Here is a 15,384-nt window from a genome sequence, read left to right on the forward strand (position 1 = left end):
AGTTGCAGGGCTGTTTGACGTATTTAAAGAATACTATTCAAAATGAGCCGGTTTTGCCATTTGTGATGTCGCATAATTGGTTGCTACATGCCCACCGGCACCTTTACTGACAAAGGTTGAGGCTTCACGCTGGTAAACCTTGATTTCGAATGTTGATTCGACCACTTCAGGCGCTGGTGCTTTGGTCATTGGTGAGTAAGCATGACGTGCTGCCTTACTTGCAACAATAACCGTTGATTTCGCTACATAAGGCACTTCAACAGCTTCAGCCTTAGGCTCTTCAACTGCATCTGTGCTGGTTTGCGGCTGATCATCTTGTTCGGCTGTCTCAGCTGTAGGCTCCACTTTAGGTTGCTCAATCACAACGTCTTCAACGACCGCGACCGGTGCTTTAGGTTCAACGGTTGGTGCCGTTTCAACAACAGGCTCTGGTTGAGTGTCTTCTAGAGCTTGCTCTGTATGAACGACAGCAGGTTCAGCTTGTGGGGCAATGGCAGGTTCAAGAGAAACTGCATGCTCATCTGCGGATTCAGCCACAAGATTAACGTTGGTTTCAGTGACGGTTTCTACTGGTTCGATAGCGACAGTTTCAACCGTTTCATTAGCCTGCTCGATGACCTGAGAAGGTGTGATATCGGTGGTTTCAACGGCCTCTACACTAACAATACCTTGTTGCTCAAGCATCTCTTCATTGGTCATGATAGCGATGGTTTCTTGTTGTGGTTGAACAACAGGATAGCTGATAAACACCTTACCTGACGCTAACTCAGGTGAGGCTACGGCAGCGAACAGAGGCATTGGTGATTTTGTCAGATGACGCTCATCACGGTAACGACGACGACGCTGACCACTGACACGTAGGTGACGTGGTGAACGACGTGAGCGACGTGGAATGATGGTATCTTGCTTATCTTCTTGGTTAGCAACTTGAACATCTTGTTGTTCTGAGCTATTTACCTCAGCCACTTGCTCATCAACATGAGTCGGAGCAGGGAGTGCTGCGATAGGCATAGCATCATTTTCAACGGCAGTTGCAACTTTAACCACTTCATCTTCTTGCGCTACGGCTTCAACATTATCAGTGATACGAATTTTTTGTGTCAATTGACGACGTTGACGACGAGGCGTAACAGGGCGCGTTTGAGGCTCTTCTTTCTCTACAGGTGTATTATCAGCACCTTGAACTGCCTCTTGTTGTGCCTTAGCTGCTTGTTGTTGACGTTTTTCATCTTGACGACGACGGCGTTCAGCACGTTGTTCGCGGCGCTGCTGTTGCTGCGCTTCACGGCTATTGCTATCAACGTTTTGCTCATCTTGCTGATTAGCGTTCTTATTATTGCGGCCTTTACGATTGTTAGCTTCGTCAGATTGCGCATTACGGTTAGAACGATTATCGCGATTTTCGCGGTTGTCACTGTTTTCATCACGATCACGGCGATTATTACGACGATTATTGCGGCGTTCATTGTTACGGCGCTTGTCGTTACCGCTATTTTGGCGATTTTTCTCAGCAGGTTTTTCAGCAACTTTTTCTTCTTCACCAGCGAAGAGTTTTTTGAAGAATTCAGCTACCTTGCTAAAAAAGCTCGGCTGGGCATCCACTTTAACCCCTTGTTTTGGTGTTTCAGTGCGTGCTTTGTTCTCTTTAGACTTAACAGTAACAGGCTGTTCTACGGGCTCTTGTAACGCGAAAGCAGAGATAGCTGGTTGCTCAGGGGCTTTACGTTCAGCGGCTGGATCCTCCGTACTGTTTAAGGTTTCCGTTTCATGGTAGTGAGCTAAGTTATAGCTCAGCGTATTTACTTCTTCACCTTTACGAATACGGATCACGTGAAAATGAGGCGTTTGCATTTGGTCGTTTGGCACAATGACCACGCGAACATTGCGTTGACGCGTTTCGATTTCGCTGACTGCTTTACGCTTTTCGTTAAGTAGATAGGAAGCAATTTGTACCGGAACGATAGCATGAACTTCATGTGTATTCTCTTTTAATGCTTCTTCTTCAATAAGACGCAAAACAGAAAGAGACAATGATTCATTATCACGGATGGTTCCTGTACCCGAGCAACGAGGGCACACATGGTGGCTAGATTCACCTAATGATGGGCTTAAACGCTGGCGCGACATCTCTAATAAACCGAAACGCGAGATACGGGCGATTTGAATACGTGCACGGTCTTGACGCACGGCCTCACGTAGGCGGTTTTCAACTTCACGTTGATGCCTGACTGGCGTCATATCGATAAAGTCGATAACAATTAAGCCGCCAAGGTCACGCAGACGTAATTGACGTGCGATCTCATCGGCCGCTTCAAGGTTTGTATTAAATGCGGTCTCTTCAATGTCTCCGCCGCGTGTTGAGCGTGAAGAGTTGATATCGATAGCCGTTAACGCCTCGGTGGTATCAATCACTAATGCACCACCAGATGGAAGGCGTACTTCACGTTGGAAGGCAGATTCAATTTGTGATTCGATTTGATAATGGCTAAATAGCGGAACATCACCGCTATAATATTTGATTTTGCTGGCAAAATCACCACGGCCAATCGCTTCAATATGGTTACGTGCCATTTCGACCACTTTCGGGTTATCGATAAGGATTTCGCCGATATCTGGGCGTAAATAGTCACGGAACGCACGAACAATGACGTTACTTTCTTGGTGTATTAAGAACGGAGCAGGGCGGTTTTCAGCCGCTTTTTTGATAGCTTCCCAGTGGCGTAAGCGGTAGAGCAAATCTTGTTGTAAAGATTCTGCGGATTTACCCACGCCCGCGGTGCGAACAATCAACCCCATCCCATCCGGGATCTCAAGGGAGGAGAGCGCTTCTTTTAATTCTGTACGATCTTCACCTTCAATACGGCGAGAAATACCACCCGCACGCGGGTTATTTGGCATCAGTACTAAATAACTTCCCGCTAAGCTGATAAACGTGGTGAGTGCAGCACCTTTATTGCCACGCTCTTCTTTATCAACCTGAACGATAACTTCTTGGCCTTCCTTAAGGACATCTTTGATATTGGGGCGGCCTTGAGAGTGGTAATTGCTTGGGAAGTATTCGCGAGCGATCTCTTTGATAGGGAGGAAACCGTGTCTTTCAGCACCGTAATCAACAAAAGCAGCTTCAAGACTTGGTTCGATGCGAGTTATTTTTCCTTTGTAAATATTCGCTTTTTTTTGTTCATGACCTGGACTTTCGATATCCAGATCATAGAGTCGTTGCCCGTCAACAAGGGCAACACGCAACTCTTCCTGTTGAGTCGCGTTTATTAGCATTCTTTTCATATTGTTACTTACTCATTATTTTTTACTTTCAATAAAGAGCAGCGAAAAAGGGAGCTATTGTAAACCGATGGCCTCGTGATTTTTACAAAGCCGCCTGCCTCCCGGCAGTCGTCCGTATAGAGACGCGCAGTATTCGGTGAACCTGATTTTTAGATTAAAAATTCAGCGTTCTTAATCAGGAAGCCGTCATAATTTTGTTAACGGAAGTTCCTAACCCAAAAAGCTAATATTCGTTGCTCGCTAATTATTTGATTTTGCGAAGCGTCTTACGCCATTGCCGCGCTTTTACTCAATCAAATAGCAAATCTGTATTTCATGCCAATTATCGTTTTATCAAACATTATGGCAGTTACATATTATCCCACTGCCAATGACATTATAGCAAGTCGATACATGCGTTATATGAAAATTTTATTTAGAAATATGACTAACGAGCTATTCTTTGACCAAATAAAAAAAAATGATAAAAAAATTTGTGGAGTCGGTATGATATATCCCGCATATAAGGTCGTAATTTAATCAATCAGAGTTAACACATTTTTGAATGAAAACACAAAATCAAGTTCAGTTTATCGATATTAGCGATGACGAAGCCGGACAACGTATTGATAATTTCCTGCTCGCAAAATTAAAAGGTGTTCCTAAGAGTATGATCTATCGCATCATTCGCAAGGGTGAGGTGAGGGTTAATAAGGGGCGTATTAAACCTGAGTATAAACTTATTGCAGGTGATCAAGTCCGTGTACCACCGGTAAGAGTCGCTGAGCGTGAAGAAGCCCCTGTTTCGGCAAAACTGGATAAAGTTTCTGCGTTAGCTGATTGCATTCTCTATGAAGACGACGCAATACTGGTCATTAATAAACCATCAGGCACCGCAGTTCATGGCGGCAGTGGCTTAAGTTTTGGGGTGATTGAAGGGTTAAGAGCGCTTCGCCCAGAAGCACGCTTTTTAGAGTTGGTGCACCGTTTGGATCGCGACACATCTGGGATTTTGCTGGTGGCTAAAAAACGTTCAGCATTAAGAGCGTTACACGAACAGTTGCGCCTTAAACAGATGCAAAAAGATTACCTCGCATTAGTGCGCGGGCATTGGCAATCACATACCAAAGTGATCCAAGCCCCGTTATTAAAAAATATCTTACAAAGTGGTGAACGTGTTGTTCGTGTTAGCCCTGAAGGTAAACCGTCAGAGACGCGCTTTAAGGTTGAGGAACGTTTTGATAATGCCACTTTGGTTAAAGCAAGCCCAGTAACGGGGCGTACTCACCAAATTCGTGTACATACATTACATGCAGGGCATCCGATTGCGTTTGATAACCGCTATGGCGATAAACAATTTGATAGCCAATTAGCGGATACAGGCCTAAAAAGATTGTTCTTGCATGCCAGTGCATTAAAGTTTACTCACCCTAAAACGGGGGAGGAAATGCGGTTACAAGCGCCGCTTGATAAAGAGCTTAATCAATGCTTAAAGGTTTTACGTTCACGTAAAAACTAAGCATATTAAGTTACCGGCAGACAAATTTGCCGGTAACTTATTGCGTTGTTAATTATCTAATGGATTGTAGCCATGATGGCGTAGCATCTCTAATAGCAGGATCAGAGGCAACCCAATCAATGTATTAGGATCACGCCCTTCAAGCCTATCAAATAAGGCAATCCCTAACCCTTCCGACTTAAAACTTCCGGCGCATTGGTAAGGCTCTTCTTTGCGCAAGTAAGTCTCGATTTCTTTATCACTTAAAGAACGAAAATAGACATTAAAGGGTTCACACTGCACATGGTAGTTTCCCGTCGTTGAATCTAATAAACATAGACCGGTATAAAATGTGACTTGTTTTCCTGAGGCTCTTTTCAGTTGTTTAAAGGCATTGTCATAATTGTATGGTTTGCCTGCAATTTCACCATCAATCACACAGACTTGGTCTGAGCCGATGATGAGATGTTGTTTATGCTGTTCACTGATGGCATGTGCTTTAGCATGCGCTAAGCGAGTGACCAATGCCTCAGCGGATTCATTTAACACTGGGGTTTCGTCTACATTCGGCGCTACGGCTAAAAAGGGTAATCCCAGCTTTTTTAACAATTGCTGCCGATAGGGAGAGGTTGATGCCAAAATAATCGATTTCATATTTTTTCTCGAAACTCATAGCCAAAAGGGTTAACTCATTTTAAACTATCTGACGCTTAACAGGCGATTTTTTGGTGAAAAGGCGAGTTTTGCCCGCCTTTTTCTTTGACTATAGCTCATTACAAAGTTAATATGCGCGCCTTATGCAAAAGGTAAAATTACCCCTGACTATCGATGCGCAGCGTGCAGCTCAAAAAAACCTCGACTATGTCGGGAGTTACACACCTGAGCAAGTAACACGTATTGCTGAATCAGTAGTCAGTGTAGACAGCGATGTTGAGAGCGAATTATCATTTAAAATTGATAATCAGCGTCTGACGGTCATAGAGGGGCATTCTGATGTGGATGTCACCCTACAATGCCAGCGTTGCAGAAAAGATTTCAAGCATCATGTTTACGTATCGTATTGTTTTAGTCCTGTCGTCAGTGACGAAAAGGCCGAAGCATTACCGGAAGGCTATGAGCCAATTCAAATTGATGAATTTGGTGAAATAGATTTGCTGGGAATGATAGAAGATGAAATAATTCTTTCCTTACCAGTGGTTCCGGTTCATGATTCTGAACACTGTGAAGTGTCCGAAGCGGATATGGTTTTTGGTGAACTACCGCCTGAGGCGGAAAAACCAAACCCATTTGCCGTATTAGCCAGTTTAAAGAAAAGTACTTAAGGAGTAAGGTCAATGGCCGTACAACAGAATAAACCAACTCGTTCAAAACGCGGTATGCGTCGTTCACATGATGCACTGACTGCTACCCTAGTTTCTGTAGACAAAACTACCGGTGAAACTCACCTGCGTCACCATGTGACTGCAGATGGTTACTACCGTGGCCGTAAGGTTATCAACAAGTAATTATAGATTTACAAGTTGATACTTTGGCTAATCTAACCATTGCGTTAGATGCTATGGGCGGGGATGTTGGTCCCCGCGTCACAGTGCCTGCTGCATTGCAGGCTCTGGCATCTAATCCAGCACTCAAATTACTGCTAGTCGGTCAACCTGACGCCATTCAACCACTGCTCGCACAACAAAGTGTTGAGCTGACTTCGCGTGTCGAAATTATTCCTGCTGAAAATGTTATCGCTAATGATGCCAAACCATCAACGGCAATACGTCAAAGCAAAGGAACATCCATGCGAGTGGCGCTTGAGTTAGTGAAGACTGGGCAGGCACAGGCGTGCGTGAGTGCAGGTAATACGGGTGCTTTGATGGGGCTAGCTAAGTTGATGCTTAAATCAATTGATGGCATCGAACGGCCTGCTTTGATGACCATTTTGCCTAATCAGCAAAAAGGTCAAACCGTGGTGCTAGACTTAGGCGCTAACGTCAATTGTAGTAGTGATATGCTAGTGCAATTTGCTGTGATGGGATCTGTCGTCGCTGAAGAGGTGGCCAAAATTGCTTCACCAAAAGTGGCACTACTAAATATTGGTGAAGAAGAGAGTAAAGGGCTTGATAATATCCGCGAAGCCGCCGCAATTCTCAAAGAAACCGCGGCAATAAATTACATCGGTTATGTCGAGGGCAATGAGTTGCTGACTGGCAAAACGGATGTATTAGTGTGTGACGGCTTCGCAGGTAACGTCACGCTAAAAACAATGGAAGGGGTGATCCGCGTCATACTTTCCTTGTTGAAATCAACAGATGAAAGCAAAAAGAATAAAAAACCTAGTTGGTTGATTCAATTGGCCAAAAAGTGGCTTAAAAAACGGCTGATGAAGCGTTTCGGGGAGTTGAACCCCGACCAGTATAATGGTGCAACTCTGTTAGGATTAAAGGGAATTGTCATAAAAAGTCATGGCGCTGCAAACGAAAGTGCATTTAAAGCTGCGATTGAACGGGCTGTTCAATCGGTAGATAGACAAGTTCCGGACAGAATAGCAGCTCGGTTGAATATCGTATTACCCAGGAGTGATCAATAACCTATGTATAGTAAAATATTAGGCACAGGCAGCTATTTACCCACACAAATTAGAACAAATGCTGACCTGGAAAAAATGGTTGATACTTCTGATGAGTGGATTGTAACTCGCACAGGTATTCATGAAAGAAGAATTGCTGGTGAAGATGAAAGTGTTGCCACAATGGGGTTTCATGCCGCACAAAAGGCCCTTGAAATGGCGCAAGTCGATAGCAGTGAGATTGGGCTAATTGTTGTCGCAACGACCTCTTCAACACACGCGTTTCCAAGCGCAGCGTGCCAAATTCAACAAATGTTAGGCATTAATGATTGCGCTGCATTTGATGTTGCCGCAGCGTGTGCAGGTTTTACGTATGCGATAAGCATCGTGGACCAGTTTATTAAAACGGGAATGGCAAAAAAAGCATTAGTGATTGGTGCAGATGCACTGTCAAAAACGTTAGACCCAAATGATCGCGGTACTATTATTCTGTTTGGTGATGCGGCAGGCGCGATGGTGCTCGGCGCATCGCAAGAGCCGGGTATTATATCAACACATCTGCATGCCGATGGGCGTTATGGCGAGTTGTTAGCGCTGCCGAATCGTGAGCGAGGCTCAGAAGATCAAGCCTACTTAACCATGACAGGCAATGAAGTCTTTAAAGTGGCTGTGCGTGAATTAGCGCACATTGTTGATGAAACATTGGCTGAAAGCGGTATCGCAAAAGAAGAACTCGATTGGTTAGTTCCTCATCAAGCAAATTTGCGTATCATCTCCGCAACAGCGAAAAAACTTGATATGGCCATGGATAAGGTGGTGGTTACGTTAGATAAACATGGTAACACCTCGGCTGCATCCGTGCCGACCGCCTTTGATGAAGCGGTACGTGATGGTCGAATCCAACGTGGTCAGTTAGTGCTCTTAGAAGCATTTGGCGGCGGCTTTACTTGGGGCTCTGCACTTGTTCGTTTTTAATTTACTGAGAAAATAGACATGACACAATTTGCTATGGTTTTTCCCGGTCAGGGATCTCAGTCTCTTGGTATGTTGTCTGCATTAGCGGCGGAAAGTCCGTTAGTAGAACAAACATTCGCTGAGGCGTCTGAAGCATTAGGTTATGACCTTTGGGCTCTTGTTCAGAACGGGCCAGAAGAAGAATTGAACAAAACATGGCAAACCCAGCCAGCGCTGTTAGCTGCATCTGTCGCTATCTTCCGTGTTTGGCAAGAAAAAAAAGGCGCGATGCCTACGATGATGGCAGGGCATAGCCTAGGTGAATATTCAGCTTTAGTGTGCGCGGGTGTTCTTGATTTTAAAGCGGCAATTAAACTGGTTGAGTTGCGTGGTAAATTGATGCAAGAAGCCGTTCCAGAAGGAACAGGCGCGATGTATGCGATCATCGGTTTAGATAACGAATCAATCGAGAAAGCTTGTCAAGATGCCGCTCAAGGCCAAGTCGTCTCTCCTGTGAATTTTAACTCACCAGGTCAAGTGGTGATTGCAGGTGAAAAAGCGGCGGTTGAGCGCGCTGGTGCAGCATGTAAAGAGGCGGGCGCAAAACGTGCATTACCATTATCGGTTAGTGTACCGTCACACTGTGCGTTAATGAAACCAGCGGCTGAAAAATTAGCAGTTGCGTTACAAGAAATAACGTTTAATCAACCAAATTTCCCAGTTATTAACAACGTTGATGTGAAAATTGAGCAATCAGCGGAAAATATTCGTGATGCTTTGGTTCGTCAATTGTATAATCCAGTTCGTTGGACTGAGACGGTAGAATTCATGGCAAATCAAGGTATTGAGCATCTTGTTGAAGTGGGTCCGGGTAAAGTATTAACTGGTCTTACCAAGCGTATTGTCTCTAATTTAACTGCCGTTGCAGTCAATGATCCTGTATCATTAGGCACTGCATTAGAAAACCTCTGAGGACGATATGAGCTTTGAAGGAAAAATTGCACTTGTAACAGGCGCTAGCCGCGGTATCGGGAAAGCGATCGCTTTAACGCTTGCTGCGCGTGGTGCGACGGTTATTGGTACAGCAACCAGCGAAAAAGGAGCAGAAGCGATTTCTGCTTATTTAGATGGAAAAGGCAAAGGTTTTGCTCTTAATGTGACAGACCCTGCATCAATTGACGAAACCTTGAATAATATTCGTCAACAATTTGGCGAAATTGATATACTGGTCAACAATGCAGGTATCACACGTGATAACCTTTTGATGCGTATGAAAGATGATGAGTGGCAAGATATTATTGACACTAACCTCTCATCCGTTTACCGTTTATCAAAAGCCGTATTACGCGCCATGATGAAAAAACGTTGTGGACGTATTATTTCAATCGCATCTGTTGTAGGTGTGATGGGAAATGCGGGTCAAGCGAACTATGCAGCAGCGAAAGCTGGGCTAATTGGTTTTAGCAAATCATTAGCACGCGAAGTCGCTTCCCGTGGCATTACCGTTAATGTCGTTGCACCTGGTTTTATTGAAACTGATATGACCAAGGCATTGACAGATGAGCAGCGTGCAGGCATTTTATCTCAAGTTCCTGCCGACAGGCTTGGTGATGCACAAGAAATTGCCAGTGCTGTAGCGTTTTTAGCTTCTGATGAAGCTGGTTACATCACAGGTGAAACATTACATGTCAATGGCGGCATGTACATGATCTAAAGAAATGATGGAACCATTTGCATTATTAGTGTTAATTAGCGCAAAATAATGCAAAATTTAGGTTTCAACAGCCGGGATTGGGTTGTATCTTTTCCTGTATTTTATAAACTACGAAAACCATCGCGAAAGCGAGTTTTGATAGGAATTTTAATAGTATGAGCACTATCGAAGAACGCGTTAAGAAAATCATCGTTGAGCAACTAGGTGTTAAAGAGGAAGAAGTTGTAACAACAGCTTCGTTTGTTGATGACTTGGGCGCTGATTCTCTTGACACAGTTGAGCTGGTTATGGCTCTGGAAGAAGAGTTCGATATCGAAATCCCTGACGAAGAAGCTGAAAAGATCACAACAGTGCAGGCTGCGATTGATTACGTCGAGAACGCATCTAACTAATTGTTTTAAAACTTGTCTAGGCGGTCACTCGACCGCCTATGTTTCTTTGATAACTTTTTTTCCCTCCTTGGAGGATTTACGTGTCTAAGCGTCGTGTAGTCGTAACCGGACTGGGCATGTTATCTCCTGTCGGCAACACAGTTGAATCATCATGGAAAGCTGTTTGTGACGGACAGAGTGGTATCAGCCTTATCGAACATTTTGATACTACCAACCACGCAACTAAATTTGCTGGCGTAGTTAAAGATTTCAATTACGAAGATTATGGTATCTCCCGCAAAGATGCACGGAAGATGGACCCTTTCATTCAGTATGGAATTGCTGCTGGTAATCAAGCTATCAAAGATTCCGGGCTGGAAGTAACAGAAGCCAATGCTACTCGTATAGGGTTAGCGATTGGTTCTGGTATTGGTGGTCTAGGCCTAATTCAAGAGAACTGTGAAGCATTACAAAATGGCGGTCCTCGTAAAGTTAGCCCATTCTTCGTTCCTTCTACGATCATTAATATGGTCGCAGGTCATTTAAGCATTATTTACGGTTTCCGTGGCCCAAGTATTTCGATTGCCACAGCCTGTACTTCAGGTGTTCACAATATCGGTCATGCCGCACGTATGATTGCTTATGGTGATGCTGATGTAATGATTGCTGGTGGCGCTGAAAAAGCGACAACGCCATTGGGTGTTGCAGGTTTTGGCGCAGCGCGGGCTCTTTCTACGCGTAATGATGATCCGCAAGCGGCTAGCCGCCCATGGGATAAAGACCGTGATGGCTTTGTACTGGGTGACGGTGCGGGTATTATCGTACTTGAAGAATATGAACATGCTAAAGCTCGCGGCGCAAAAATTTACGCTGAAGTTGCTGGTTTCGGCATGAGCAGTGATGCTTATCATATGACATCACCGCCTGAAAATGGTGAAGGTGCTGCTCTGGCGATGGCAAATGCTCTGCATGATGCAGGTATTGAAGCTAATGCAGTGGGCTATATCAATGCTCACGGTACTTCAACACCAGCAGGTGACTTAGCGGAAGCGCAAGCGGTTATTTCGGTCTTTGGTGAAGGAACCGACGTATTAGTTAGCTCAACAAAATCGATGACAGGTCATCTATTAGGTGCCGCTGGTGCCATTGAGTCTATCTTTACGATCCTTTCACTGACAGAGCAAATCGTTCCGCCTACGATCAATCTGGAAAACCCAGATGAAGCTTGCAAACTGGATTTTGTTCCAGGCAAAGCAAGAAAAGTAGAAAATATGGAATATGCTCTGTGCAACTCATTTGGTTTTGGTGGTACAAACGGTTCATTAATTTTCCGTCGCTATCACGAAGAGTAACCCAGACGTATTACTTTACGTTGTAAAGGGTAAAAGCCTCAGTGTTCACAATACTGGGGCTTTATTTTTAGTGTCGTTTTGCAGTCTATGTCAGTTTAGTTTATGATAGTTAATATCCTGTTACTGACTGATTTATCAGCCATTATTATAAGAATTATCAATGCGATACTGGGTTAATGGAGTTGAGTGCCGTCATATTGACGTGACTGATCGGGCTGTGCAATTTGGTGATGGCTGCTTCACCACGATCCATGTGTTTAATCATCAACCAAAAATGCTTGATATGCATATTAGGCGTCTCATGCAGGATAGTTCTCGCCTTAAATTACCCCAACCAGATTGGCAAATGTTAGAGAAGCAGATCCACGCGATTTGCCAACAGCATAATGATGATGAATTCGTTGTTAAAGTGATTATTAGCCGAGGCACGGGGGGCAGAGGCTATAGCACTTTAGGGTTTAATCAGCCAACGGTAATAATGTCTATCGCGCCTTTTCCACAACATTACCAAGCGTTGCAGAAATCAGGTATCCAACTGATATTAAGCCGTATTCCAACGAGTAAAAATCCCTATTTAGCAGGGATCAAACACCTTAATCGCCTTGAGCAGGTGTTAATACGCCAAGAAATTGATGAAGCTCAGGTTGATGAGGCTTTAGTTGTTGATTCTGATGGTATTTTAATTGAATGTTGCAGTGCCAATATTTTTTGGCGCAAAGGCGATACGGTATTTACGCCAAATTTAGCATTTTCTGGCGTAAATGGATTAATGAGACAAAAGATCATAGCGCTTTTAGCTGCTAGTCAGTACCATCTTCGGGAGGTTGAACGTTTTCCCGATGTATTGGGGAACTGTGATGAAGTGTTTATTTGTAATACGTTGATGCCAATACTGCCGGTTGCTACGATCACCTTGGGTAACAATAAACCTCAATGGCAATATTCATCACGGGAACTGTTTGAATATTTGTTTTTACGTTGCCAACTTTAGTCACTGAATGGTTAATGAATGAAACTCGCTAAAAAAATCTCTATCGCAATTGTCGTTATTCTGTTGGTAATAGGCGTAAGTGCCTATGTGATGTATCAACAGGTTTTGAACTATGCAAAAGAGCCGCTAAATCTAACACAAGAGAAAGTTTTTACGGTTCCTGCTGGAACAGGCCGCGTTGCGCTTGAAGCATTGCTGGTAGACGAAAAAGTGATTAATCAAAGTAACAAATTTCAATGGTTACTAAAATTGCGCCCAGAGTTAGCTAAAATGAAGGCTGGGACTTACCGCCTCCAGCCAAATATGGATATCGCGCAGATGTTAGCATTAATTTCCAGTGGCAAAGAGGCACAGTTTTCCATTCGTTTTGTCGAAGGTAACCGACTCTCTGATTGGACAAATATCTTACGTGATGCGCCTTACTTAAAACATGAGGCGGAAGGGAAAACACAAGAAGAGTTATACGCGCTAATTGGTTTTGATGGAGCGACCACCCTTGAAGGCTGGTTATATCCGGATACCTATCTGTATACGGCGGGAACGCGTGATATTGATATATTAAAACGCGCTCACCAACAAATGAAAAAAAATGTCGATGAAGTTTGGCAAGGGAGAGATAAAGATCTACCTTACAAAAACGCGTATGAGATGCTAATCATGGCTTCAATCATCGAAAAAGAGACGGGTATTGACAGTGAAAGAAACCAAGTGGCGTCGGTATTTGTGAATCGTTTGCAGAAAAATATGCGGTTACAAACAGATCCTACAGTTATCTATGGTTTAGGCGATAAGTATCGCGGGAAAATTTATCGTAGCGACTTAGACAACTATACACCATATAACACCTATCGCATTGATGGGTTACCGCCAACGCCGATAGCAATGCCAAGTCTTGCATCAATTAAAGCCGCGGCACACCCTGCGAAAACGGACTATTTATACTTTGTTGCAGATGGTACAGGTGGGCACACATTCAGTAGTAGCCTTAATGACCATAATCGAGCCGTCAAAGTGTATCGAAAAATTGAAAAACAGAATGATAAGTAAGATGAAAAACGCCTATATCGTTATTGAAGGGTTAGAAGGGGCAGGTAAAACCACTGCGATTAAAACCGTTGTTGAAACATTAAATCAAGCAGGGATCCAAGACATTGCGTTTACCCGAGAGCCAGGGGGAACCCCATTAGCAGAAAAGCTACGTGAACTCATTAAACAGGGGATCAGCGGGGAAAAAGTCACTGATAAAGCCGAGCTTTTGATGCTGTATGCCGCACGTGTCCAACTGGTTGAAAACGTCATTAAGCCAGCCTTAGCGGCGGGTAAATGGGTTGTTGGTGATAGGCATGATTTATCTTCACAGGCCTATCAAGGGGGCGGACGTGGTATTGATCGCCAACTTATGCAGTCATTGCGTGATCTGGTTTTGGGGGAATTTAAACCAGCGTTAACACTGTATTTGGACCTACCTCCAGCATTAGGGTTACAGCGTGCACGCGCTCGTGGTGAGCTAGACCGAATTGAGCAAGAGTCTCTGGCATTTTTTGAACGCACTCGTGCACGTTATCGTGAGTTAGCGGCCTCCGATGAGACTATTTTAACGATTGATGCAAGCCAGAATATTGAACAAGTTCAACATGATATTCGCCAAGCTTTGCAGCAATGGTTGGCAAAATAAGGTGATACAATGAATTGGTACCCTTGGTTGAATGAAACGTATCGTCAACTAATTACCTCCTACCAGCAAGGTCGTGGGCACCACGCATTGTTATTGCATTCACTACCGGGTAACGGAGTGGAAGCATTATGCTATGGTATTAGTCGCTGGTTAATTTGCCAAAATACAGACGGGCTAAAAAGCTGTGGGCAATGCCATAGCTGCCAATTGATGTTGGCAGGGACGCACCCTGATTACCATGTTTTAGCGCCAGAGAAGGGCAAAACAACGGTTAGCGTGGAAGCGGTAAGGAAACTGACAGAGACCTTAAGTAGTCATGCACAGCAAAATGGGGCTAAAGTCGCCTATATTCCTCGAACAGAAGCATTGACCGATGCAGCGGCCAACGCGCTCTTAAAAACCTTGGAAGAGCCAACAAAGCAGACCTATTTTTTATTAGGTTGCGAGAAACGTGAAAATCTATTAGCGACGCTACGAAGCCGTTGCTTATATACCTTTTTATCACCACCTGAATCGCAAATTGCGTGGTATTGGTTGCAAAAGCAAATCGTTGGCGTCAACTATAACGACGCATTGACCGCGTTAAAGTTGTGCCAAGGGGCCCCAGTCGCGGCGATGTCATTGTTGCAACCTGAGCATTGGCAACAGCGTAGTGTGCTATGCCAGAAACTCGCTCATGGGATACAACATAATGATATGTTGTCGTTATTACCTGCGATTCATCATGATAAGGCGATTGAGTCGATGGGGTGGCTGCTCGGACTATTAGCCGATAGCATGAAACTGCAACAACATGCAGCCCAATTTTGTTTAAATCAAGACCAATTGCCACTTGTGAGCGTACTTGCATCACGAATGACAAATACACAATTGTTTGAAGTTTATGAGGCTTGGCAAAATTGCCGCCACCAATTGATGACAGTGCCCGCACTGAATCAAGAGTTACTTTTGACAAATCAATTATTACAATGGGAAGCATTAATTGTTACCCCAACACCATAAAAAAGAGTG

At 44.1% G+C, this 15,384-nt stretch carries 15 protein-coding genes; 13 read left to right on the forward strand and 2 right to left on the reverse strand.

Translation table 11 applies throughout. From position 1 onward, the window contains the following. Nucleotides 1-33: 33 nt before the first annotated feature. Nucleotides 34-3,285, reverse strand: coding sequence for a ribonuclease E (gene rne / locus PR709_RS01225; RefSeq protein WP_004920839.1), 3,252 nt, complete (start codon nt 3,283-3,285; stop codon nt 34-36). A gap of 544 nt (nt 3,286-3,829) precedes the next feature. On the opposite strand from rne, the gene rluC reads away from it, so the two are divergent. Further along, nucleotides 3,830-4,783: a 23S rRNA pseudouridine(955/2504/2580) synthase RluC gene (gene rluC / locus PR709_RS01230; protein ID WP_004920838.1), complete on the forward strand. Its 954-nt coding sequence runs from the start codon at nt 3,830-3,832 to the stop codon at nt 4,781-4,783. A gap of 48 nt (nt 4,784-4,831) precedes the next feature. Here rluC and PR709_RS01235 read toward each other — a convergent pair whose 3' ends face one another. Continuing rightward, nucleotides 4,832-5,416, reverse strand: a complete 585-nt coding sequence (locus PR709_RS01235; RefSeq protein WP_004920837.1) for a Maf family protein — start codon at nt 5,414-5,416, stop codon at nt 4,832-4,834. Between the two features lie 143 nt (nt 5,417-5,559). Here PR709_RS01235 and yceD point away from each other — a divergent pair, with 143 nt between their 5' ends. The 12 genes from yceD (at nt 5,560) to holB (ending at nt 15,375) form a co-directional block, all read left to right on the forward strand. Next, nucleotides 5,560-6,084 carry a 23S rRNA accumulation protein YceD gene (yceD, locus tag PR709_RS01240; protein WP_004920836.1) on the forward strand — a complete coding sequence of 175 codons (525 nt, stop codon included), beginning with the start codon at nt 5,560-5,562 and terminating at the stop codon, nt 6,082-6,084. A 12-nt stretch (nt 6,085-6,096) separates the two neighbouring features. Beyond that, nucleotides 6,097-6,267 (forward strand): 50S ribosomal protein L32, encoded by a 171-nt coding sequence (rpmF, locus tag PR709_RS01245; protein ID WP_004920835.1) that lies wholly within the window; start codon nt 6,097-6,099, stop codon nt 6,265-6,267. 23 nt (nt 6,268-6,290) lie between these two features. Continuing rightward, nucleotides 6,291-7,337, forward strand: coding sequence for a phosphate acyltransferase PlsX (gene plsX / locus PR709_RS01250; RefSeq protein WP_014656180.1), 1,047 nt, complete (start codon nt 6,291-6,293; stop codon nt 7,335-7,337). A gap of 3 nt (nt 7,338-7,340) precedes the next feature. Further along, the gene (locus PR709_RS01255; RefSeq protein ID WP_004920833.1) at nt 7,341-8,291 is read left to right on the forward strand and encodes a beta-ketoacyl-ACP synthase III; all 951 of its coding nucleotides are present in this window, start codon (nt 7,341-7,343) and stop codon (nt 8,289-8,291) included. An 18-nt stretch (nt 8,292-8,309) separates the two neighbouring features. Further along, the gene (fabD, locus tag PR709_RS01260) at nt 8,310-9,242 is read left to right on the forward strand and encodes an ACP S-malonyltransferase (RefSeq protein WP_004920832.1); all 933 of its coding nucleotides are present in this window, start codon (nt 8,310-8,312) and stop codon (nt 9,240-9,242) included. Nucleotides 9,243-9,249: 7 nt separating this feature from the next. Then, entirely contained in the window at nt 9,250-9,984 is a 735-nt protein-coding gene (gene fabG / locus PR709_RS01265) for a 3-oxoacyl-ACP reductase FabG (protein WP_004920831.1), read from the forward strand. 155 nt (nt 9,985-10,139) lie between these two features. Then, on the forward strand, nt 10,140-10,376 hold the full coding sequence (acpP, locus tag PR709_RS01270; RefSeq protein WP_004920830.1) for an acyl carrier protein: 237 nt from the start codon (nt 10,140-10,142) through the stop codon (nt 10,374-10,376). Nucleotides 10,377-10,456: 80 nt separating this feature from the next. After that, nucleotides 10,457-11,707 (forward strand): beta-ketoacyl-ACP synthase II, encoded by a 1,251-nt coding sequence (fabF, locus tag PR709_RS01275; protein WP_014656177.1) that lies wholly within the window; start codon nt 10,457-10,459, stop codon nt 11,705-11,707. A 160-nt stretch (nt 11,708-11,867) separates the two neighbouring features. Continuing rightward, the gene (gene pabC, locus PR709_RS01280) at nt 11,868-12,698 is read left to right on the forward strand and encodes an aminodeoxychorismate lyase (RefSeq protein WP_141173238.1); all 831 of its coding nucleotides are present in this window, start codon (nt 11,868-11,870) and stop codon (nt 12,696-12,698) included. Nucleotides 12,699-12,716: 18 nt separating this feature from the next. Continuing rightward, nucleotides 12,717-13,745, forward strand: a complete 1,029-nt coding sequence (mltG, locus tag PR709_RS01285) for an endolytic transglycosylase MltG (protein ID WP_061063927.1) — start codon at nt 12,717-12,719, stop codon at nt 13,743-13,745. A 1-nt stretch (nt 13,746) separates the two neighbouring features. Then, nucleotides 13,747-14,373, forward strand: coding sequence for a dTMP kinase (tmk, locus tag PR709_RS01290; RefSeq protein ID WP_014656174.1), 627 nt, complete (start codon nt 13,747-13,749; stop codon nt 14,371-14,373). A 9-nt stretch (nt 14,374-14,382) separates the two neighbouring features. Next, entirely contained in the window at nt 14,383-15,375 is a 993-nt protein-coding gene (gene holB, locus PR709_RS01295; RefSeq protein ID WP_036940789.1) for a DNA polymerase III subunit delta', read from the forward strand. Nucleotides 15,376-15,384: the final 9 nt, after the last annotated feature.

The sequence above is a fragment of the Providencia sp. PROV267 genome (assembly GCF_028477825.1).
In the GTDB taxonomy this organism is placed as follows: Bacteria; Pseudomonadota; Gammaproteobacteria; order Enterobacterales; family Enterobacteriaceae; genus Providencia; species Providencia stuartii.